Raw genomic sequence first — 20962 nt, forward strand, 5'->3', positions numbered from 1 at the left:
ACCTTATTTCTGTTATTAACCTCAAAAGACGTATAATTATCATATCATGATGTGTAAAGTGCCTGCATGCTTTCTTCCACATCCTCTGCTAATCTACGCGTACTCCTCCAAAAGGGCCGGTAGCAGCGCCTAATGTATTTGTAATCATGATCGAAAGGGATACGGACAAATCCACATCATAAGGCGCCTTCAGTTCCTGCCCATCCCGGTCTCTTACAATACGAATGACAGGCCTTTGCGGGATTTTGGGATGTATACGCACTACGACTCCCTCTTCCCCTGTGTTGAGCATTACAGAAAGCCCCAGAGGGTAAATAGCTACACAGTCACGAAAGGCTTCCAGCATCCGCTGCTCATATAGCGTTCCTGCCCCGGCGTATAGCACCTCCATCGCTTCATAAGGCAACAAAGCCTGCTTGTAGATTCGACTTGCCGTCATCGCGTCATACGAGTCCGCCAGACCGATCCATTTCGCATATTCGTGGATTTGGTCCTTTTTCCAACCGTGTGGGTATCCACTACCGTCAATACGCTCATGATGCTGTAATGCACAATGAGCTGACAACAAGGGAATCCCTGGTTCGTCTTTAAGTAGCTTATAGCCGATCACTGTATGTGTCTTCATATGCTCATATTCCTCGTCCGTCAATTTACCCGGCTTATAGAGCACTTGAGGTGAAATCTTCATTTTACCGATATCGTGCAGTAATGAACCTATCCCTAGCTCCATGAGCTGATTATTATCGTAGCCATTGGATATCCCCAGGACTAGTGAATACAAGCATACATTCAAAGAATGATGATACAAATCCTGATCCGCGGCCCCGATATCCATCAACATAATGATGGCATCCTGGCGGCCTCCAATATCGTCCAGAATGGATTCCATTACCTTATAAAATGACTTGCCAAAATATTTGTGCTTATGATCTACGGAGTAGGATGACAAACCCTGAAACTGCTTTTTGATTTCCTGTAGCGCCGCCGCCCTTGTCTGTTCATGGATCATCTCGGGTATGACGATATCTTCTGTCACAGCATCCTCAATGTATACATATCCAATTCCGACTTGGCCTAGACGTTCAATCAATCGCGAAGTAAGCTCAACACCTTCCGAGAGCAGCACCATTCCATTTTCATTGTATATTTTTTTGCCCAGCTTCATGCCGGCTCTCAATAATGTAACAGGTACCAGTCGCAGCTTAATCCTCTCCCGATTGTTTTGATACCTGAAGCCACCTAGCTGCAAAACATTCTTCCATCGCGCCCGGACGCTTCAACTCCATTTCAATCAAATCCCGTAAAAATTCTGGAAGCATAAATCGGAGATCTGTTCCGTTCGCAAGCACCTTATAGCCTGCTTTGAAAGTGAACATATCCAACGTGCCCACTGTGTATTCCTCATCTTCTTCCAAAGGTTGACCCGCTACACGAATGTCCGTCACTTTTTCATAAGGAGCACGGTCCGGATCATACTGAATGGTCAACCCTTCCACACACATCGTGCCCAGCACTTTGCCTCTGAAGCCAAAGCCCGACATGGGCTTGTCTGTAAATTCAGGCAGCAAAGATTGCTCCAGGGCCAACCGAATGTCTCTTCCCCGCAACTTCATAACACAGGGATTAATCGGCGATGGGCATAAGGAATGCAGTATTCCTTTGCTAATATCTCCTTGAGGCAAGGGACCAAGCAGTTGACCTGCATTGACGAGGGCAATTTCGGTTCCTGTAAAATGGGACACCGATTGTGCCAGCAAATTCCCGAAAGGGGACTCCTCATTATAGGCGATCTCCAATTCCCGATCTGTTACTGCTACCGTGCTCTCCATGGCGCGTTCTGCTTGTCTGCGATGCAACACAATGGCCGATGCCACTTTTTCGTCTAGCAGCGTCTGATCCACAGGAACTACGCCGCCTGAGGTAACTCGAAACGGTTCAAGACTATGGTTACGGGTTAGCGTCACTTCACCGAGCAACGTTCCGAACTTCCCAGCCCCACATAGAACGGTGTTCCCGATCCGAAGCGGTTCCTCCAGCACATGGTGGGTGTGACCACCAAGGATAACGTCAATTTCAGGAAACTGGGATGCTAATTTCTCATCAGAGGGTAAACCTAGGTGAGACATCACGACCACCACATCCACCTGCTTTCTGAGTGCCGCGATCTGCGTCCCCAGCACCTCAAACGGATCGAGCACGTCCCAGCCCAGCAATTGATAAAACTCTGTAAAAGGAGCCGTCACACCTAGTAAACCGATCTTGATTCCTGCTTTGTTCAAAATAACGGATTCCTTCATCCACGAAGGAATCCTCCCCGTAGCACGCTCTGTTAGATTGCCACATACGACTGGACAATGAATGCCCGCATATGCCTGTTCAATCATATCCGAGGTAAAAGTTAGTCCCTCATTGTTACCGATCGTAATTGCATCGTATCCTGTCAGATTAATCACATCCACATTTGCCCCACCGAGCGTTCCTTCCGTTTCGGGGGCCATCCGATCCATGTGGTCTCCTATGTCCAGTACAAGTAGCGCATCCCCTGATGCAGCTCTTCGTTCATTGATCATCGCGGCTATCGAAGGCATACTGCCAAAATGACTATGGATATCATTGGTATGCAAAATGGTCAACGTTTGCCGAGTCGTCATCTCCATAACCGCCCTCCTCTATATTTTATATATCGACTTTGGAGCTTCTAATGTTTAAGCATACCATGTTATTTAGCAATATGGTACATATGAGTGGGCATAGATAGTGAAAATCATTGACATTACCTTCTATATATAACTTAGAGGAGACGGGTCCTTGGGACCTATTTTACAGCTTGGAATAATAGTAAATTAGTCGTTGTCATCCCATATAATTCTTGATATATTAAGTTTGTTTCGTATTTTCGACAAATTTACGACAATAAGGAGGTTAGCGCATGAGAGTTCACGTTACCGATGCCAAGCCGGGAGATCGCCTCAAATCCGATACATACAATGGGCACGGTGTACCTGTCTTGATTCAGGGCACCGAGCTTCAGCATGACGATATTTCCAAGCTCATTTTGCATGGTGTTGATTATATTGACATTGATGCTGGTTCTACGAGCATTCCGGTTGGCTTTGCCCCCGATGTTCCTGCTTCCCCCGAGTCCCTCAAACGCGCCGTTCCCCTCATGGAGCAAACGATCAGTGGCTTTGAAAGCATGTTCCTCGAAGCTTCCTCAACTGGAAAATTTGATGAACATCGAGTTGATGAGCTGTTCGCCCCTCTTGTTTCAGAGCTGGCTCGTCAAAAAGATGTCGTATCTCTGCTGTTAATTATGGAACGGGGAGATCACTATACCTATAACCATTCTCTCCAAGTAGGTATACTGTCATATTACATTGCCACTTGGCTTGGATATACAGAGGAAGAGGCATATGCCGCGGGAAAAGCTGGATATTTACACGATATAGGCAAGTCCATGATACCGGATGAAATTTTAAATAAACCGGATAAACTAACACCTGAAGAATTTCATGAGATGAAGAAACATTCTCTGTATGGCTATGATATTATTCGCAATTCAACCAGCGATGATATTTCAGCAATTGTCGCCTTGCAGCATCACGAACGCGAAGACGGAAGTGGATACCCCCACGGACTGTTCAAGGAAGAGATTCATCCTTTTGCCAGCATCACAGCTGTTGCCGACGTATACAGCGCGATGATTTCCAACCGTGTGTATCAGACAAAACAGGAGTTGCTCACCGTATTACGTGAGCTGCACAGTATGAGTTTTGGACATCTGAATCCAGAAACTACCCAAGTGTTCATCAGACATATGCTTCCGAATTTTATTAATAAGCAGGTTCTATTGACTACAGGCCAGACAGGAACCATTATTCTGAACAATCCTGTGGATTACTTCAGACCCTTAGTAAGAATTAACGATAATGAATATATAGATTTGTCAAAGGAACGCCATGTATACATTGACGAAATTTATCTGGAATCCTGATCTGCCACTGCCACCCGGCGTTACTTTGTTTGTACGGAATGTTTTACCGAAGCACAGGCTACACGAATAAAAAGAGACTGTCCTTTAATCCGTAGGTTTTTCCTACAAAGGACAGCCTCTTTTTGTATTACGAACATTAGCCCAATTACTCTGTATTGCTTGTTTAATCCTAGGAGTTAAGATCTTGTAGGCCTGGGCTATGTTCATTAGGCAATTCAGGCATATACGGAAGAGGAAAGCCTTCTGGAGGGTCAATGACACTCAAATCTCCACCGTTTCTGCTTGGCGTTTGCCCATTGAATATTTCTCCAATACGGGTAGAATCCAATCGAAAATTAAACTGTGCATTGTGAAAGCCCATTTCAACATACTTCCGACATTCTGGATACTTGTTAATATCGTAGTTTGGAACCGGGAACAATTTGCCCCAATCTACTCCAAGTGTCTCTAACGCTTTGGCAAACGCATTTTGATGAGCATTATCTCGTACAATCAAAAAAGCTAATGTTTCCCGGAATGTTTTGTTCGAGCTCATTTCGTAAATTCGGGATTTTTGCAGAACCCCTGTAGATTCGAGTACGAGATTATCAAGCAAATCACTAATCAGATTGCCGTGGGAATAGACATAACTGCCTAACCAAGGGTTACCACTTGCATCAACGGGTAAGGAACTTTGAGCTCCCATAATAAAATGATGAGGATTGGCATGTTTTATCGCTTCATCCAAAGGAGCATGATCAATTCCAGCATCGCCGGCTTGGTCTTCGCATGAGCCAGTCAGAAGTTGATTTATGGTATGTTGGACCAGTTCAACATGACTAAGCTCCTCTAGGAAAACTCCTCGTATCAAATCCCTATACTGCACAGCATTACCACGAAAATTATTACTTTGAAAGAAAAACTGCATCATCGTACGCATTTCTCCAAATCGACCACCCAAAACCTCCTGAATCACTTTTGCAGCAGCTGGGTCGGGTTTATCGGGCACTATTAAGTTAATCAAATCTTCTTTATAAAAATACAATACCAAAACCCCCTCAGAGCTTTTATTTTGAAGTAAAACATATGCTACCCATTTTTATCATTTTTATACAAGACAAAGAAACAGAAAGGGTATTATTATGCAGGCTCCTATCAGTCTAGTATTAGAGTTATTTGTTGTTAAGCAGCTCCTCGTTTTGTTGCGCATTGAATGGGTTAATATAGCTTGGATTCACTAAACTGCTTTTAACCTATAGGAGGACTAATTATGTTTAGACATCAAAAAGAGTTGCAGTTCGAAGTGAAAGTAGAGCGACCTGACCCTCTATTTGCCCGACAGGTACAAGAAGTTTTGGGAGGCCAATTCGGAGAAATGACCGTGATGATGCAATATTTGTTTCAAGGGTTTAACTGTCGCGGTGATGAAAAATATAAAGATATGTTAATGGATATTGGAACAGAAGAAATAGGGCATGTGGAGATGCTGTGTGCTTTAATTAGTCAATTACTTGATGGGGCTAAACCAGAAGATCAGGAGCAAGCTGCCAAAGACCCTGTTACAGCTGCCATTATGGGGGGAATTAACCCGCAGCATTTACTGGTGAGTGGTCTTGGCGGATTACCTACTAATTCAAATGGAGTTCCATGGAACGGTTCTTACATTGTTGCTAGTGGTAATCTTTTGGCAGATATGCGGTCCAACCTGCATGCAGAGAGTCAAGGTCGATTGCAGGTAGCAAGACTATATCATATGACCCAAGATGAAAGCATTAAGGCTACATTGCGGAAAATGCTAGCACGCGACCGCTATCATCAGTATCAATGGCTGGCGGCAATCCAAGAATTAGAAGAAAAAAATGGTGTTGTGGTACCGGCTTCCTTTCCTCCTGAAGCAGAGCAAGAATCTCAGCCTGAGGCATATGAGTTTTGGAACTTGTCTGAAGGCGAAGAATCTAGTGAAGGTCTGTGGGCAACAGGAAGTGCGCCGGATGGAACCGGAAGCTATGTATACATCTCTAACCCCGTTGCCAAAGGCCAGATCTATAATGCCAAAATACCAGCAACTGAGTTACATCATGACTTAGACCATAAAACTTCAGATAAATAAACTTGTAACAGACGAGTCTTCCCAACATTAAAGATTGCTTATTGGTGACACTAACCATAAAATGAAACAAAAATATATACTTACAGTGCACATAAGACGGCTTATCATAAGGCACATCAAATTACAGCTGATCATAAACAAGAAGTATAGAATCAATGTAAGACCAAAAAGCTCTGCCGACCAATTATGGTTAGCAGAGCTTTTTGATTTAGTCAAACTACTGTTCATTAAATAAGAGGTGCCTCAATCAATGTTGCGAAATTAAACTGGTGTACATGACCATCATTTAATGTAGTTTGGCCCGTAACAAAATGTACGTGTTTTCCATTTCCGACTGGAATAGCTGGTCCTGTTCTAATCCTTCTCAGATTGTGAAAATGGTTTACAAAATCAGTTTTCGTAAGATCAATTTCGTGGACATGACTTCTTCCAACTCGAATCGCTTGCCCAGTAACACCTGCAAAACGGTGATTATGTCGGTCTGCACCTTCTTCAGCCAGTTTGGTACTACCTTCAAATTCATGTACATGCCTTTGTGTCTGTTTAGAAGAGATTGTCTTCTTCTTTACTACAGGTTTATTCTTCTGCATCTGTTGGTTGCCTCCTTATGTTTATGTCGCTCACAACATCCTATTAAGCAAACATACATAAGTGCTAGGCAACTATCTGCGGTCCCAGAAAAAATAAAAGAAGACGAACTTAAAAAGTTCGCCTTCTACACTACCGCTCAATTGGGGGGATTAATGTTATACGCACAGCTAAATTAACAATTATTCTTTAGACTTAATAGCTTTCGGTATCATGCGTGGTATCACATTTTACTGAAAGCTTAATTTTTTTCTACTATTATATATAGTGTTTTTTTGACAATTAACATTCATCCTTTCTTTTCCCATCCAGTACCTCCTTTAAAACAAATATTAGACAGGCGCTCCATCCAGAACCAAAGTAGCTCGTTGGCCTTTAGTCATTTCTACTATGTATTTACGCAAATTACTTTCCAAATTCACAGGAGCGGTTAAAACAACCTCCTTTCAATATTGATCACCTGACTCTAGAAATAAGCTGTTTTCATACTCCAGTAGCCATTATTGTTTTACTAAGAATGTCTCTAAGAAATTGCCTGAAAATCATTATCAAGTATTTTGTAACATCATCATTGGTCAGCAATTTCAAACTATGATCTTTCCAGATGATCTTGCACGTCTGTTCTTCCGTTGAAATTCTTACATATACGCCTGTCACGCTGTACACTTTCATATTTTTTATAATTATACTCATAACAAGCGTCTCGTAATTTATCAGTAGAATCAGATGTAATAAATTCAATATGTATCTATGCATCACCTCGCCCTTTATAGCGGTTTTGTCACACAATCCAGATTACACCACAAAAAGGCTCTAGGTAAGTCTGGAGACTTTACTTTTATTTTTCCATTAATTCATTAAATATCTCTCTATCTTTGGGAGTAAAGCCGGAAATCCGTTTCTTTTTCACGTATGTGTTGGTACTTGAATCCAATTTAATAAAGCTATTTTCACCAACCACGTATACGATATTTTTTTTATCTTATATGACACAATATTATCAACAGCTTTTTCCAGTGGATCAGCAAGATGATTATAAAGTATTAAAGGGTCTTGCGGCCCCCCTCTCAAAATTTGAAAAGTCCCGTCACCAAAATATTCTACTGTATCTTTGCCTGATGGGTATTTATACTTCGTAGTATCCCCCCTTATCGGCTACCGTCTGTTCATGTTTATTGAGTTATTGTTCACGTTAGCTCTATATAAATTCATAATAATAGTCCGTTGGATATTGTATAGGGAGTTTTAAACGTATAATACAACCATTAAGCTTCTCAGTCGTAACGAACGTGCTAACTTCTTCTAATAATAAGGCCAATTCTTTTATAACTTCATTTTCTCCAGGTTCAATAACATCATCGGTAAAAACATAAAGGATTGACGCACTAAAAGGAATAGGTATATTTATTGCCTTAAATAAATAAGAATATTATAGACACTATGTGCAATCGTTGGAGCCCATATCGAAGAAGTCTTTTTATATATAAATCCAAGAATGTATCCTACGAGAAATATGGTCACATAGTTAAGAAGTGAATATCCTGAAATAATACCTATTGGAAAGTGTATGCCCATAAAAAGTATGGCTTGTATAAAGTTATATCCTTTTACCCGACGGTCTCTTAGTTTATTCATAACGAATCCCCGGAACACTACTTCCTCAGAAAATGCAGTTAACGGTGTAATAATCCATCTGATTCCTAAGTCCAATCTAAAATCATTAAAGATAGTAACCTCGATTGCTACCAATAATAATCCAATAATTCCGCCAGTAAATACTCCCTTGATGATATTTTGTTTTAATTTTATGTAGTCAATGATTTGTTGCAACTTTACTCGATCGATATATACGAAATAAATGACCACTAGCCCAATCCAAAAAATCATTTTTATCAAGAAGGATATCAAATAAAGCTCCAAATCAGTTATTTTTGGATGGAATGTTAGCTCCTTAATTATCCAGCCTATATAAAAAAACAATATAAAGAGAATAAGTTTACTTTTAGCCATTTTTTTGTTTCCCTCAATAAATTTCAGCTGATAGTTTGATATTACCATAAAATGTTCAGAAACTCTAATATCTGTAGTGGTCTTGGATTGGCGTTTATTGGGGATAAATAGAACAATGTTTCCCTTTAAAATCCGCAGCGTTATAGTAACAAAACCAATTTAAGATATAAGTATGAAAGCCTCTGATAACTCAGGGGCTTATTTTGCGTTCAAAGAAAGGTGAGAACAGGTATGGATATACATGCAATTCACGGAGTACGAGGTTTTATTGATGGAAACGGAACGACACAATTGAGTTTAGAAGATGTTTCCCGTGGTCTTGTTCGTTCAGCAGCCAGTGGCAATAAAGTTGTAAGGTGGGAGCGAGTGAGAGGGTACCTGCAAGATTTTGGCGTACCCACAAGTGGGCACAGTGATGAAGTTGGGAAAGTTGGTCTGCCTGAGTTTATTCCTGAAAACATCTTTTATCGTAGCAATGAAAGCAAAAAATGAAGTAGCAGAAGCCTTTCAGATTAAGGTAGCTGATGAAATACTGCCGTCGATCAGGAAGCATGGAATATATGCTACGGATAATGTGATTGATAATAGCCTATCCTGACTTTGGAATTGAACTACTGACTAAGCTCAAGGAAGAACGTGCTGCCAGAGTACAGGCGGAAAGAACAAATTCAATCCTAATGCATGTTAACAAAACCTATACTGCCGCAGAGATTGCCAAAGAACTCGGATTTAAGTCAGCCATTGCTCTTAACCATGATTTAGGCAATCGAAAGATTGAATTCAGGCAGAATGACACATGGTTGTTGTATAGCAGATATGCGGATTGCGGCTATGTTGAAATCAAATAAGAAGTTCTTGATAACGGTAAAGTGATCTATCACCGTAGATTTAGTAAACTAAAGGTGTCTTTTTTTGTGTAAGAGGGAGGTAATGAAACCCATGGCAAAGATAAATCCACATTGGATATTCAATTGGATCTAACCAGACCTGTTGAGGATTTGACTGAGATCATTTCTGCTGTAATTGCTTCCAGCCAAATAAACGTAAAGAAATACTTCTTGTATGCCGATTTCTGTATTCTTCTTGGTTTCACTTCTGATCCCAAAATATCATCAGACACTGGGGTATTCATATTCGATATCTTCTGAAGGTCAGAAATAGCCTTGTCACGATCTTTTTCGATATCGGATAAATATTTTTCAACTTCCGCCTTCCACCTTTCGCCGATTCAGCTTTTCTTTGGGCCATCCTTCATATTTTCCTGTTGAAACTGTACTTACAGATTTCGTATCGTCAGATCCATTAGTAATCTGAATTGTTTTACCATCCACTTTTAAGTTCACTCCTTGAGAGTCAGACACAGCTCTCAAAGGTACATGTTTTTTTCCATCAACTACAATCGCATTTTCCGACAGAGAGTTTCCGTTAACCTTCACTGTGTACTCACCTGCTACTACTCTGGTATAATCCACCAAAATTATCCGGTAAATTATTTGCCCCTTTCTACAACTCGTGAATAATTTAAAAATATTGTAAAAATGCTAATGTGGAGTATAAGGGAACTCATGGATTTAGACATACTCACGCTGTACTCTTACTGGAATCTGGAGCTACTATTAAATTTGTATCGAAACGATTAGGTCATAAGACCATTAAAACGACAGCAGACACATACTTAGACATCACTGAAAAAATAAAAGAAGACGAACTTAAAAAGTTCGCCTCCTATATTAGCAGAAAATCCGAATCGGCACGAATGAGAATTAACAGCTTTAGATGGTCTAAAAAAACCTTGTCACACCAAGGATTACTGCATTTTAACCGATAGAACCTTCCATTTCGAACTTGATCAAACGGTTCATTTCTACCGCATATTCCATCGGTAGTTCTTTGGTGAACGGCTCGATAAAGCCCATAACAATCATTTGCGTTGCCTCAGCTTCGGTCAGACCGCGACTCATCAGATAGAACAACTGATCTTCCGATACTTTGGACACCGTTGCTTCGTGCTCAAGTGTGATATCGTCATTCATGATCTCATTATAAGGAATAGTATCTGAAGTTGACTGATTATCCAAAATCAACGTATCACACTTAATATTCGATTTTGCACCTTGGGCCTGACGACCAAAGGAAGCTAATCCGCGATACGTTACTTTACCACCGTGCTTACTGATCGATTTGGATACAATGGTGGATGTAGTATCTGGTGCCAAGTGGATCATTTTCGCACCTGCATCCTGATGCTGGCCTTTGCCTGCAACAGCGATGGACAAGACCATCCCTTTCGCTCCACGACCTTTCAACACAACGGCAGGATACTTCATTGTCAGTTTGGAACCGATGTTTCCATCGACCCATTCCATGGTTGCATTTTCTTCAGCAACCGCACGTTTGGTTACCAGGTTGTAAATGTTTGGTGCCCAGTTCTGAATCGTTGTGTAACGAACGCGTGCATTTTTCTTACAAATAATTTCCACCACAGCACTATGCAGCGAGTTCGTGCTGTAAATTGGAGCTGTACAGCCTTCTACATAATGCACAAAGCTGTCTTCGTCAGCAATAATGAGCGTACGCTCAAATTGCCCCATGTTTTCCGAGTTGATACGGAAGTAAGCCTGCAATGGAACTTCACATTTTACACCTTTAGGCACGTAGATAAAGCTACCGCCTGACCATACCGCACTGTTCAGGGCCGCAAACTTATTGTCCGCAGGAGGTACGACTGTGGCAAAATACTCTTTCAGAATCTCAGGATGCTCACGCAACGCCGTATCGGTATCCATGAAAATGACACCCTGCTCTTCCAGGTCCTTTTGCATGCTGTGGTAGACAACCTCGGATTCATACTGCGCGGATACACCAGCCAGAAACTTTTGCTCCGCTTCAGGGATCCCTAATTTATCAAAGGTTTCCTTAATTTCTGTAGGAACCTCTTCCCACGTTTTCCCTTGTTTCTCGGAAGGTCTTACATAGTACTGGATATCATCGAAATCCAGCTCATCCATGTCTCCGCCCCATTTTGGCATTGGCATTTTTTCAAATTGCTTCAATGCTTTCAGACGAAACTCCAACATCCAATCCGGTTCACCCTTAATTTTGGAGATTTCTTTTACAATTTCCGGAGTGAGACCCTTACCTGTTTGGAAAATGGACTTGTGCTCGTCACGAAAGCCATACTTATACTCTTCCATTTCCGGTGCTTTCTTGGCCATGTTTCTCAAACCTCCTCTGTTCTATTTAAATTATTTATCTTCATCTATTCCTTTACGCAGCGCGTTCCAAGCCAAGGTCGCACATTTAATGCGGGCCGGGAACTTATTAACGCCTGACAAAGCTTCCAATTCTTCATAATCATCAAATTCGACGGCTTCGCCCTTCATTAAAGAGGAGAAGCGACTCGCCATATCCAAGGCCTGATCAATCGTTTTTCCTTTGACCGCTTCTGTCATCATCGAAGCCGAGGACATACTAATTGAGCAACCTTCGCCAGTAAAACGAGCATCCTCAACTAAGCCGTCTTTCGTTTTGAGTTGAAGGGATATCCGGTCACCACACGTAGGATTGTTCAAATCCACCGTAACAGCATCGTCCTCAAAACGTCCGCGATTGCGCGGATTTTTATAATGATCCATAATCACGCGTCGGTACAAGTCGTCAAGTTGCATCGCCAAAATACTCCTTTGTTTGGATTAAGGCGCTGACCAGAGCGTCGATATCCTCTTCTGTGTTATAGAGGTAAAAGCTAGCACGTGCAGTTGCACTGGCTTTCAACCAGCGCATCAATGGCTGGCAGCAATGATGGCCCGCACGTATGGCCACCCCTTGGCTATCCAGTACGGTAGCTACATCATGCGGATGCACATCATCCAAGTTGAATGTTACAAGCCCGACATGACGTTCAGCAGGTCCGTAGATCTTCAAACCATCCACTTCACGGAGACGTTTAAGTGCATAATTCGATAGACGGCTCTCATGCTGTGCAATGGCGTCCAGTCCAATGCTTTCCAGAAAATCAATGGCAGCTCCCAAGCCAACAGCCCCAGCGATAATCGGGGTGCCACCTTCGAATTTCCAAGGTAGCTCCTTCCATGTGGATTCATACAATCCCACATCGTCGATCATTTCACCGCCAAACTCAATGGGCTCCATGTTTTCCAGCAGCGCCTTCTTGCCGTAAAGTGCACCAATTCCTGTAGGAGCACACATTTTGTGACCAGAGAAAGCATAAAAATCAGCATCAATGTCTTGCACGTCTACTTTCATATGTGGCGTGCTTTGTGCACCGTCGACAACGATGACTGCACCTTTGCGATGTGCAATAGCAGCAATCTCTTTGACCGGATTCACAACGCCAAGCACATTGGAGACATGCGCAATTGCTACAATTTTTGTGTTTTCTGTGACAGTTTTCTCCACGTCAGCAAGATCGACGCTACCGTCCTCTTGAAGTGGAATATATTTCAAAGTTGCACCAGTGGCTTTGGCTACCTGTTGCCACGGAATTAGGTTACTGTGATGTTCCATCTGAGTGATGACAATTTCATCACCCTCCTTACAGTTAGCTCTACCGTACGAAGAAGCCACCAGATTCAGCGCCGTTGTTGTTCCGCGTGTAAAAATGATTTCCTGACTGCGCTTGGCATTCAGAAAACGGGCTACCTTCTCCCTCGCACCTTCATAAGCATCCGTAGCACGGCTACCCAAGGTATGCACACCACGGTGTACATTCGAATTATCAAATTCATAGTAGTGCTTGATCGCCTCGATGACCGCTAGCGGCTTTTGCGAAGTGGCCGCATTATCCAAATAAACCAGCGGATGACCGTTAATCTCCTGATGTAAAATCGGGAATTGTTCACGGATCAATGCAGTGTTCATTGGCCTAACTTCCTTTCAACAAGGCTTTGCAGCTGATGTTGAAGTCCTTCAAGCGGAATTTCAGATACGACAGGTGCCAGGAAGCCGTAAATAATCAATCGTTCAGCTTCTGCACGGCTAATTCCGCGGGACATCAAGTAATACACTTGCTCACGGTTAACCTGACCAACCGAGGCTGCGTGTCCTGCTGTTACATCGTCTTCATCAATCAGCAGGATCGGGTTAGCGTCACCACGTGCTTGCGGGCTGAGCATCAGAACACGTTCTGTTTGCTGACCGTCTGCTTTGGTAGCACCTTTTTCTATTTTCGTAATTCCGTTAATGATAGAAGATGCTTCTTCACGCATAACGGCGCGCGTAATCATCTGACTAGCGGAATTTTTACCAAAATGCTGTGCTTGTGTCGTATAGTTCAACTTTTGCGAACCAGAACCTACAGCAATAACCTTGGCATCCGAGTTAGAGCCATTGCCTTTGAGCACGGACATGGTATTGCTCGCTGTATTGCCGTTGTTCATTTCGCCTACAATCCATTCGATAGCAGCGTCATTTCCGAGCGTGGCACGACGAATGGAAATATCCGTTACTTGCTCTCCAAACTGATGCACTGTGGCATAACGTACTTTAGCGCCTGCATTCGCAACCACTTCTACCGCACCGTTATGAAGAACAGGTGCCGCCAAATCCGCAGATACATAGTTGTCTACGTACGTCACGGAACTATGGTTTTCAGCTATGAGCAGCACATGCGGCGCAAACGTTGCAGTCGCATCATCCGTGAGGAACACAGCTTGAAGCGGAACGTTCAGCTCTACATTTTTAGGCACATAAGCAAATACTCCACCGTTCCAGAGTGCTGCATGTAGTGCAGATAATGAATTTTCTTCAGCTTTAATAACAGTATTCAGATGAGCTTTGACCAAATCAGCATGCTCTTTAACCGCCGTTTGCAAATCCGTGAAAATGACGCCTTGCGCCGCCAGTTCCTCGCTCAGCTTCACGTATACCGCACCGGAGTTGCGCTGGATGATCAGACCGCCCTCCTGTTGTTCTTTGACCAGATCAGCAATGGCTGCAGGAACCTGACCTACAGATGCAATGACCTCGCTCAGTTTATGTTGACCGTAATCGTTTAAATTCCAACGCTCGATTTTTGTTTTTTCAAATACCGGAAGCTCCAGTTGGCCTGCAAGCTCAAGTGCTTTTTGTCTGTCTTCGGCTAGCCAAGTTGGCTCGCCATTACGTTCGGACAGAACACGCAGTTGCTCGGAATCTACCGGAAGGATTGTTTGTGTTGTCATCAGTTTTCCTCCTCGCTTCCGGCTTACGCCTCTTGTCCTACAGTTTCATCAACGATACCCAGCTCTTCCTTGATCCAGTCGTAACCGTCCGCTTCCAGACGCTCTGCAAGCTCAGGACCACCGGATTTAACGATACGTCCTTGCATCATCACGTGTACATAATCTGGTTTAATGTAGTTCAACAGACGTTGGTAGTGAGTAATCACAAGGAAGCCACGGTCTTCAGAACGCATAGCGTTTACACCGTTAGCTACGATTCTCAAAGCATCGATATCCAGACCGGAGTCAATTTCGTCCAGAACGACAATTTTCGGATCAAGCATCATCATTTGCAGAATTTCATTCCGTTTTTTCTCACCACCGGAAAAACCTTCGTTCAGGTAACGGTGAGCAAACTCAGGATTCATTTCAAGCTCTTTCATTTTGCTTTCCATTTGGCGGATAAACTTAATCAGGGAAATCTCTTGTCCTTCTTCACGGCGTGCGTTGATTGCACTACGCAAAAAGTCGGAGTTTGTTACCCCTGCAATTTCACTTGGATACTGCATCGCCAGGAACAATCCTGCACGTGCACGCTCATCCACTTCCATATCCAGCACGTCTTCTCCATCCAAAGTTACTTTGCCATCTGTGACTTCATATTTAGGATGACCCATCAAAGCAGATGCGAGTGTACTTTTACCCGTTCCGTTAGGACCCATGATAGCGTGGATTTCTCCGCCCTTCATTTCGAGGTTAATACCCTTCAAAATTTCTTTACCTTCAATGGTCGCTTTGAGACCTTCAATCTTAAAGTTTGTAGCCATATTCGCAATACCCTCCAAAAAATGTAGTGTGGTGTCGAAATCAGAAAGTATATTTAAACAGGGGAGCCCCCTGATTTCAAGCAATATTTAAAAATTTATTTATAATCATTCTAAACTGATTCTCAATGATTCTCAAGTTATTTTATAATAAATATCTTTAAGGGTGCAACCAACAGACACACGTTATCCAACTTTCTTCATAAAATGTTCATCCTACCAAGCGCACAAATGACTAAATACATCCTGCGAATGATTATATAGTTATAGTGTAGTACAAAAAACCATGGGATACATCATCTCTTTTTTAGCCATAAAAACGCTACTGACAGCATGCGTCAGTAGCGTTTTACATGTAAAGGGTTATTTTAGAACGAAAGCTTGAGGAGTTAGTCCAAATAAGAGCGCAGCATCCACATATGTTTCTCCAGATCCGCTTTATAACCGATTAGCAAATCTGCAGTAGGCTGATCGGAATTACTTTCCGCCAATTCGATACCTTCCTGAAACTCCTCACATATAGTCGCAAAATCCTCGATCAAAGTTTGTACCATCTTAGGAGCATCTTCATTGCCAGTGGCCTCGTCAATTGAGGACAGCTCTAGGTATTCCTTTAATGTTGCAGAAGGAGAACCTTTCAAGGCGAGCAAACGCTCGGCAATCTCATCCATTTTCAATGTCACTTCATTGTATAATTCTTCGAATTTAACATGGAGTGTATAAAAACTGGAGCCTTTCACGTACCAGTGATAGTTATGAATTTTCACATATAACACATTGAGGTTAGCGACTTGACGGTTTAAAAGTTCCTCCACCGATTTGGTTTGCGTATTTTTCGAGTTACTTGTTGTTTTAGCCATCATAAATCCCTTCCTTTTTCATCAAATTGACTTTCAGAAGCGTTTACGTATCCATCACCGTCACTGCTGACGGTAAGACGCCAGCGGGCATTTGAGTATCACCTGCCGGACGTCTGTTTCATATTTACCCTTTCTATACAGAGACGAAACAAAAAGAAGAGTTCTCTCTTTTCCAATCCATCATAAAAAAAATATACAAAAATTCAGTGATTTTCGTTATACTTTCTCTATCCTATCAAAATACTTGGTTTAATATTGTGATATTTTTTTACCATTTACATGTGCACAATTTACGGAGGTGACCTCATTGTCCAAATATCATCCCTTAACGACCGAAGAAGCAATCGAATTCGTGAAGAACATCCCCGGATTTTTCAGTCAGGGAGCCCAGCTGGAATGCCGAGAAATCGGTGATGGCAACTTAAATCTGGTTTTTCATATTACAGATTCCAAATCTAATAAGAGTATCATTGCCAAGCAGGCACTTCCCTATGTAAAAATTGTGGGTGAATCCTGGCCGTTGTCGCTGGATCGTGCCCGTATTGAACGTGAGGCACTTCAGCAGGAACACCAGCTTTGCCCCGAATTGGTTCCTGCGGTACTTGGCTATGACGATGAGCTTGCGCTAACCGTGATGGAAGATCTTAGCTCACACACAATCATGCGCAAGGGACTAATAGAAGGCAACACATATCCCCTTTTTGCTAATCATATTGGGGAGTTTCTGGCACGCACGCTCTTTTTCACCTCAGATTTAGGCATGAATCAGCAGGATAAAAAAGAGCTGGTTAAACGCTTTATTAACCCTGAACTTTGTAAAATAACTGAGGATCTGATTTTGGATGAACCCTACCGGTTTTCAGATAATAACAACTATGGTGTGTACATTGAAGACGAAGCAGCGGTACTCCGTACAGATCAAGTACTTCACCTGGAAGTGGCTTTGCTGCGAGAAAAGTTTATGACACGAACAGAAGCACTCCTACACGGCGACCTCCATACAGGCAGTATTTTTGTAACGGCTGAATCGACTAAAGTCATTGATCCTGAATTTGCCTTCTACGGACCCATGGGGTTTGATATCGGAGCGGTCATCGCCAATCTCCTGTTGAACTACGCAGCACAGCCCGGATGGACTTCTGGCGAGAAGGCCCTAAAGGAAAAACGTGACTGGCTCCTGGAGACTGCCATTCAAGTATGGGAGCAGTTTGAAAACAGGTTCCGTACCCTGTGGGACAAGCACGTCACCGATCATTTGGCACGAACGCCCGGATATCAGGACTTGTATCTCCAGAAAGTGCTGCAAGATACGATTGGTTTTGCAGGGTGCAAAGTGATCCGCCGGATCATCAGCCTGTCGCATGTAGCGGATATCGATACCATTGCCGATCCTGATATCAAGGAAGCTGCGGAACGTCTCGCGTTAGCGATCGGAAAAGCCTTGGTTCTCTGCAATCGCAAGCTTCATTCGATTCGGGAGCTGGGGGATATTGTTCGGACAGCAACAGCGATCCAAACTAAAGGAGCATCACGAATATGAGTGAAAATAAAGATTGGACGCCCGCATCCTCCCGAGAAGCATCTGCGCCCGGACAGCCTCTATCTTCGCTGATGTGGAAGGGTAACCACTTGTCCATGCTGGATCAGCGTCTTCTGCCCGAAACGATAGTCATGCTGGATTTATTCACGACCGAGGAAGTATGGGAGGGCATCCATGCCATGAAGGTACGGGGCGCCCCCGCCATCGGGATGGCTGCAGCCTACGGTGTTGTGCTGGGCGCTATCTCCTATCGCGGCAACGACGCTGCTGGATGGCTGGAGCATGTACACGCAGTGTGCGGACATTTGGCTACCTCACGGCCGACTGCCGTAAATCTGTTCTGGGCTCTGGACCGCATGAAGAAGCGAGCCGGCGAACTTGTCACAGAGGCTGAGGTAAGTCAGATCGAAGACTGGAATGCAGGGCTGGAGCGTGAAGCTATAGCCATTCAGGCAGAGGATGAAGAAGTTTGTCGCCAAATCGGTATCCATGCATTACCTCTGTTCGAGGACGGGATGGGCGTACTCACTCATTGCAATGCAGGCGGCTTGGCAACAGCCAAATACGGAACAGCGCTCGCGCCTATGTATTTAGCTCAGGAGAACGGTATCCACCTGAAAGTATTTGCTGACGAAACTCGCCCCGTATTACAGGGTGCGCGTCTGACCGCCTTTGAGCTTCAGCAGGCAGGCATAGATGTAACCTTGCTCTGTGACAATATGGCAGGCATGGTGATGTCCAAAGGATGGGTGCAGGCGGTCATTGTCGGCACAGACAGAGTCGCTGCTAATGGGGATGTGGCCAACAAAATCGGCACCTATAGCCTGGCAGTGCTGGCGAAAGCGCATGGTATACCTTTTTACGTTGCTTCGCCACTATCTACCATTGATTTACAGACCGCTACAGGCGCAGATATTCCGATTGAGGAACGTTCTGCAGAAGAAGTTACCGAGAGCTTTGGTAAAAGAACTGCCCCAGAAGGCATCAAAGTTTACAACCCGGCTTTCGACGTTACACCTCATAAGTACATTACCGCCATCATTACCGAAAAAGGAATTGTTCAAGCTCCCTTTAGCGAGAACCTCACCGCTTTGTTTGCCTATTAATTGTTCTTGCAGGTTATATAGTTGGTATATAATTCAAATGGTTTCACTCGTAAAAATGAAACTTTTCACAGAAAAAACCGGAGCCGTAGTGGTATTATCCCCTTCTAGGTAGACAAGAGAGAAAAGACATCTGTTAAGATGGACTTAATCTTGTTGAACGGAGGGGATTTTTCATGGCTAAAAAGGGACAATCATTCCGGCAATACTCCTTAGATGTAAAGATGGAGGCAGTCCGGTTGGTGAACGAAGAACATATGAGTATTCGTGAAGTGACGAAACAATTGGACATTCGTAATAAATCCCAAGTGCAAAGCTGGGTAATGAAACATCGAGCGGGGGAGAACCTCCAGCCAACGACCACAAGGCAGGGACGACCCAAAACGAAATTTTCCAGTATGGAAGAGGAGATGGCGTATCTACGGGCGGAGATTGAATATTTAAAAAAGCAGTATCCAAATCTACACAAGGAGTGACGAGGAAAGAAGCGAGGTTTGAAATTATTGAGGGAATGCGAACACGATATTCGTTGAAATGGTTACTTGAATTAGCCCATGTTTCTCGGGCAGGATATTATAAATGGAGAAAGAATCAGCAAACAACCCAGCAGCGTAAGCAAGAAGAAGAGCTTCTGGAATCGCATATGTTGTCGATCCACCGGATCCATCCCTATTTTGGTTATCTGCGGATGACCGTTGCTTTACGTAGAGAAGGTATCTTGGTCAATCACAAAAAGGTGTACCGCCTAATGAAGAAATTAGGGATCCGTTCCGTCATTCGAAAGAAGCGGCGCTTTTTTGGCAAACAGGCATCTGTGGTAAATGCCAACCGATTAGATCGACAATTTCAGGCAGATTCTCCTTTATCCAAGCTGGTTACCGATATTACATACATACGAGCTGGAGAGCGGTTTGTATATCTCTCTGTCATTCAAGATCTGTTTAACAATGAAATCGTGGCTTGGCGTCTTTCGGAACGAAATGACCTTGCTCTAGTTAGCGAGACGCTAGACGTTCTAAGTAAGAACGTGAACATGGAGGGTGTCATTCTCCATTCAGACCAGGGTTTTCAGTATACCTCCAAGCCGTTTAACCGCAAACTTAAGCGGCTTGGCATGCTTGGGAGCCATTCAAGGCGTGGAAATTGCCTAGACAATGCCTGTATAGAATCCTTCTTCTCCCATCTTAAAACAGAGAAGATTTATTTAACGAAACCCGGAACCCTAGCGGAGGTAGAACAACACGTACGGGAGTACATTTCTTTTTATAATGAACATAGATTTCAGAAAAAATTAAACAACCGTTCCCCGATTGAATACCGAGAAACGGTTGCTGCTTAAAGATGTCTTTTTAGTTCTGTCTACTTGACAGGGGTATGACCATAGCGCCCGGTTTTTTAATTTTTTTGCTTTTATTCAACAACTATTACTAGGCTTTCTACACCAGTTTTAATAGTGCTTCATAGCCTGGCATCCCTGGCTTAATTCCAAGTTGCTCGGCTTCCGTTGTCACAGACTCCATTGGTGCTTCCAACAGTTCCTTTAATGTTTTTACCCCCACAGCTCGTGCGGCAAGAATTTTCCGATCCGTCAACCGTTCATTGAGCAATCCGACATCCAGCGCACCACACATGATGTAACCACGGGAGTTAGAGATCGTCAATAGCGTTGTTTTAGGCAGTTTGACCTCAACTCCGATAAATGTATGCTCACCCACTTGAATGGGTTCCATGTGTATCATGGTTATTACATGCACCTCCTCTTTGTTCATCCGGGATATTTTATGCGGCATTTG

Annotated in this window: 21 protein-coding genes; 8 read left to right on the forward strand and 13 right to left on the reverse strand. The window is 43.2% G+C overall.

Annotated elements, in window-relative coordinates; genetic code table 11:
* Nucleotides 1-88: 88 nt before the first annotated feature.
* Both ACXHJ2_RS14940 and ACXHJ2_RS14945 read right to left on the reverse strand, forming a co-directional pair.
* Nucleotides 89-1249: an HD-GYP domain-containing protein gene (locus tag ACXHJ2_RS14940; protein ID WP_165084075.1), complete on the reverse strand. Its 1161-nt coding sequence runs from the start codon at nucleotides 1247-1249 to the stop codon at nucleotides 89-91.
* Nucleotides 1203-2657, reverse strand: coding sequence for a bifunctional metallophosphatase/5'-nucleotidase (locus ACXHJ2_RS14945; RefSeq protein WP_165084073.1), 1455 nt, complete (start codon nucleotides 2655-2657; stop codon nucleotides 1203-1205). Before ACXHJ2_RS14945 ends, ACXHJ2_RS14940 begins: the two co-directional genes overlap by 47 nt.
* A 272-nt stretch (nucleotides 2658-2929) precedes the next feature.
* On the opposite strand from ACXHJ2_RS14945, the gene ACXHJ2_RS14950 reads away from it, so the two are divergent.
* The gene (locus ACXHJ2_RS14950) at nucleotides 2930-3994 is read left to right on the forward strand and encodes an HD-GYP domain-containing protein (RefSeq protein ID WP_165084071.1); all 1065 of its coding nucleotides are present in this window, start codon (nucleotides 2930-2932) and stop codon (nucleotides 3992-3994) included.
* Between the two features lie 169 nt (nucleotides 3995-4163).
* Here the strand turns inward: ACXHJ2_RS14950 and ACXHJ2_RS14955 are convergent, their stop codons facing one another.
* On the reverse strand, nucleotides 4164-5018 hold the full coding sequence (locus ACXHJ2_RS14955; RefSeq protein ID WP_165084069.1) for a manganese catalase family protein: 855 nt from the start codon (nucleotides 5016-5018) through the stop codon (nucleotides 4164-4166).
* A gap of 225 nt (nucleotides 5019-5243) precedes the next feature.
* Here ACXHJ2_RS14955 and ACXHJ2_RS14960 point away from each other — a divergent pair, with 225 nt between their 5' ends.
* Complete coding sequence (locus ACXHJ2_RS14960; RefSeq protein ID WP_165084067.1) at nucleotides 5244-6083, forward strand: manganese catalase; 840 nt, start codon at nucleotides 5244-5246, stop codon at nucleotides 6081-6083.
* Between the two features lie 227 nt (nucleotides 6084-6310).
* Here ACXHJ2_RS14960 and ACXHJ2_RS14965 read toward each other — a convergent pair whose 3' ends face one another.
* Nucleotides 6311-6673: a YmaF family protein gene (locus ACXHJ2_RS14965; protein WP_025676020.1), complete on the reverse strand. Its 363-nt coding sequence runs from the start codon at nucleotides 6671-6673 to the stop codon at nucleotides 6311-6313.
* Between the two features lie 1402 nt (nucleotides 6674-8075).
* Nucleotides 8076-8681 (reverse strand): CPBP family intramembrane glutamic endopeptidase, encoded by a 606-nt coding sequence (locus ACXHJ2_RS14970; protein WP_165084065.1) that lies wholly within the window; start codon nucleotides 8679-8681, stop codon nucleotides 8076-8078.
* 231 nt (nucleotides 8682-8912) lie between these two features.
* Between ACXHJ2_RS14970 and ACXHJ2_RS14975 the strand changes: the two genes are divergently transcribed.
* Entirely contained in the window at nucleotides 8913-9173 is a 261-nt protein-coding gene (locus tag ACXHJ2_RS14975) for a hypothetical protein (protein ID WP_165084064.1), read from the forward strand.
* A gap of 86 nt (nucleotides 9174-9259) precedes the next feature.
* Nucleotides 9260-9529 (forward strand): phage antirepressor KilAC domain-containing protein, encoded by a 270-nt coding sequence (locus tag ACXHJ2_RS14980; protein ID WP_238791141.1) that lies wholly within the window; start codon nucleotides 9260-9262, stop codon nucleotides 9527-9529.
* A 351-nt stretch (nucleotides 9530-9880) separates the two neighbouring features.
* Here ACXHJ2_RS14980 and ACXHJ2_RS14985 read toward each other — a convergent pair whose 3' ends face one another.
* Complete coding sequence (locus tag ACXHJ2_RS14985) at nucleotides 9881-10153, reverse strand: hypothetical protein (protein WP_185156554.1); 273 nt, start codon at nucleotides 10151-10153, stop codon at nucleotides 9881-9883.
* A 74-nt stretch (nucleotides 10154-10227) separates the two neighbouring features.
* Between ACXHJ2_RS14985 and ACXHJ2_RS14990 the strand changes: the two genes are divergently transcribed.
* Nucleotides 10228-10509 carry a tyrosine-type recombinase/integrase gene (locus ACXHJ2_RS14990; RefSeq protein ID WP_165084062.1) on the forward strand — a complete coding sequence of 94 codons (282 nt, stop codon included), beginning with the start codon at nucleotides 10228-10230 and terminating at the stop codon, nucleotides 10507-10509.
* Here ACXHJ2_RS14990 and sufB read toward each other — a convergent pair.
* From sufB to ACXHJ2_RS15020, 6 genes are all read right to left on the reverse strand, one after another.
* Complete coding sequence (gene sufB / locus ACXHJ2_RS14995) at nucleotides 10499-11896, reverse strand: Fe-S cluster assembly protein SufB (RefSeq protein WP_016819590.1); 1398 nt, start codon at nucleotides 11894-11896, stop codon at nucleotides 10499-10501. The two genes, ACXHJ2_RS14990 and sufB, sit on opposite strands and share 11 nt — an antisense overlap.
* Nucleotides 11897-11926: 30 nt before the next feature.
* A complete protein-coding gene (sufU, locus tag ACXHJ2_RS15000; protein WP_013370293.1) occupies nucleotides 11927-12349 on the reverse strand; it encodes a Fe-S cluster assembly sulfur transfer protein SufU in 423 nt (140 codons plus the stop codon).
* A complete protein-coding gene (locus ACXHJ2_RS15005) occupies nucleotides 12339-13562 on the reverse strand; it encodes a cysteine desulfurase (protein WP_165084060.1) in 1224 nt (407 codons plus the stop codon). The genes sufU and ACXHJ2_RS15005 overlap by 11 nt, the downstream gene beginning before the upstream one ends.
* The gene (gene sufD / locus ACXHJ2_RS15010) at nucleotides 13559-14863 is read right to left on the reverse strand and encodes a Fe-S cluster assembly protein SufD (protein WP_064963853.1); all 1305 of its coding nucleotides are present in this window, start codon (nucleotides 14861-14863) and stop codon (nucleotides 13559-13561) included. The genes ACXHJ2_RS15005 and sufD overlap by 4 nt, the downstream gene beginning before the upstream one ends.
* Before the next feature lie 23 nt (nucleotides 14864-14886).
* A complete protein-coding gene (sufC, locus tag ACXHJ2_RS15015) occupies nucleotides 14887-15669 on the reverse strand; it encodes a Fe-S cluster assembly ATPase SufC (protein WP_013370290.1) in 783 nt (260 codons plus the stop codon).
* 386 nt (nucleotides 15670-16055) lie between these two features.
* Entirely contained in the window at nucleotides 16056-16526 is a 471-nt protein-coding gene (locus ACXHJ2_RS15020; protein WP_165084105.1) for a Dps family protein, read from the reverse strand.
* Between the two features lie 307 nt (nucleotides 16527-16833).
* Here ACXHJ2_RS15020 and mtnK point away from each other — a divergent pair, with 307 nt between their 5' ends.
* The 3 genes from mtnK to ACXHJ2_RS15035 all read left to right on the forward strand — a co-directional run bounded on the left by mtnK (nucleotide 16834) and on the right by ACXHJ2_RS15035 (nucleotide 20508).
* Nucleotides 16834-18066: an S-methyl-5-thioribose kinase gene (gene mtnK, locus ACXHJ2_RS15025; protein ID WP_165084058.1), complete on the forward strand. Its 1233-nt coding sequence runs from the start codon at nucleotides 16834-16836 to the stop codon at nucleotides 18064-18066.
* A complete protein-coding gene (gene mtnA / locus ACXHJ2_RS15030; RefSeq protein WP_165084056.1) occupies nucleotides 18063-19172 on the forward strand; it encodes an S-methyl-5-thioribose-1-phosphate isomerase in 1110 nt (369 codons plus the stop codon). Before mtnK ends, mtnA begins: the two co-directional genes overlap by 4 nt.
* Nucleotides 19173-19345: 173 nt before the next feature.
* A protein-coding gene (locus ACXHJ2_RS15035; protein WP_457874169.1) for an IS3 family transposase occupies nucleotides 19346-20508 on the forward strand; the annotation gives its coding sequence in 2 pieces (ribosomal slippage) (nucleotides 19346-19610 and nucleotides 19610-20508; 1164 coding nt in all).
* A gap of 97 nt (nucleotides 20509-20605) precedes the next feature.
* Here the strand turns inward: ACXHJ2_RS15035 and ACXHJ2_RS15040 are convergent.
* Nucleotides 20606-20908, reverse strand: coding sequence for a YunC family protein (locus ACXHJ2_RS15040; RefSeq protein ID WP_457874170.1), 303 nt, complete (start codon nucleotides 20906-20908; stop codon nucleotides 20606-20608).
* Nucleotides 20909-20962 lie beyond the last annotated feature (54 nt).

The sequence above is a fragment of the Paenibacillus sp. ALE3 genome, from assembly GCF_054113405.1.

What these genes read in the sequence shown, in the direction of transcription:
- ACXHJ2_RS14945 (WP_165084073.1), bottom strand. Translation starts at nt 2,657, where the DNA reads ATGGAGATGACGACTCGGCAAACGTTGACCATTTTGCATACCAATGAT.
- ACXHJ2_RS14950 (WP_165084071.1), top strand. Translation starts at nt 2,930, where the DNA reads ATGAGAGTTCACGTTACCGATGCCAAGCCGGGAGATCGCCTCAAATCC.
- ACXHJ2_RS14960 (WP_165084067.1), top strand. Translation starts at nt 5,244, where the DNA reads ATGTTTAGACATCAAAAAGAGTTGCAGTTCGAAGTGAAAGTAGAGCGA.
- ACXHJ2_RS14965 (WP_025676020.1), bottom strand. Translation starts at nt 6,673, where the DNA reads ATGCAGAAGAATAAACCTGTAGTAAAGAAGAAGACAATCTCTTCTAAA.
- ACXHJ2_RS14970 (WP_165084065.1), bottom strand. Translation starts at nt 8,681, where the DNA reads ATGGCTAAAAGTAAACTTATTCTCTTTATATTGTTTTTTTATATAGGC.
- ACXHJ2_RS14975 (WP_165084064.1), top strand. Translation starts at nt 8,913, where the DNA reads ATGGATATACATGCAATTCACGGAGTACGAGGTTTTATTGATGGAAAC.
- sufB (WP_016819590.1), bottom strand. Translation starts at nt 11,896, where the DNA reads ATGGCCAAGAAAGCACCGGAAATGGAAGAGTATAAGTATGGCTTTCGT.
- sufU (WP_013370293.1), bottom strand. Translation starts at nt 12,349, where the DNA reads ATGCAACTTGACGACTTGTACCGACGCGTGATTATGGATCATTATAAA.
- ACXHJ2_RS15005 (WP_165084060.1), bottom strand. Translation starts at nt 13,562, where the DNA reads ATGAACACTGCATTGATCCGTGAACAATTCCCGATTTTACATCAGGAG.
- sufD (WP_064963853.1), bottom strand. Translation starts at nt 14,863, where the DNA reads ATGACAACACAAACAATCCTTCCGGTAGATTCCGAGCAACTGCGTGTT.
- sufC (WP_013370290.1), bottom strand. Translation starts at nt 15,669, where the DNA reads ATGGCTACAAACTTTAAGATTGAAGGTCTCAAAGCGACCATTGAAGGT.
- ACXHJ2_RS15020 (WP_165084105.1), bottom strand. Translation starts at nt 16,526, where the DNA reads ATGGCTAAAACAACAAGTAACTCGAAAAATACGCAAACCAAATCGGTG.
- mtnA (WP_165084056.1), top strand. Translation starts at nt 18,063, where the DNA reads ATGAGTGAAAATAAAGATTGGACGCCCGCATCCTCCCGAGAAGCATCT.
- ACXHJ2_RS15040 (WP_457874170.1), bottom strand. Translation starts at nt 20,908, where the DNA reads ATGATACACATGGAACCCATTCAAGTGGGTGAGCATACATTTATCGGA.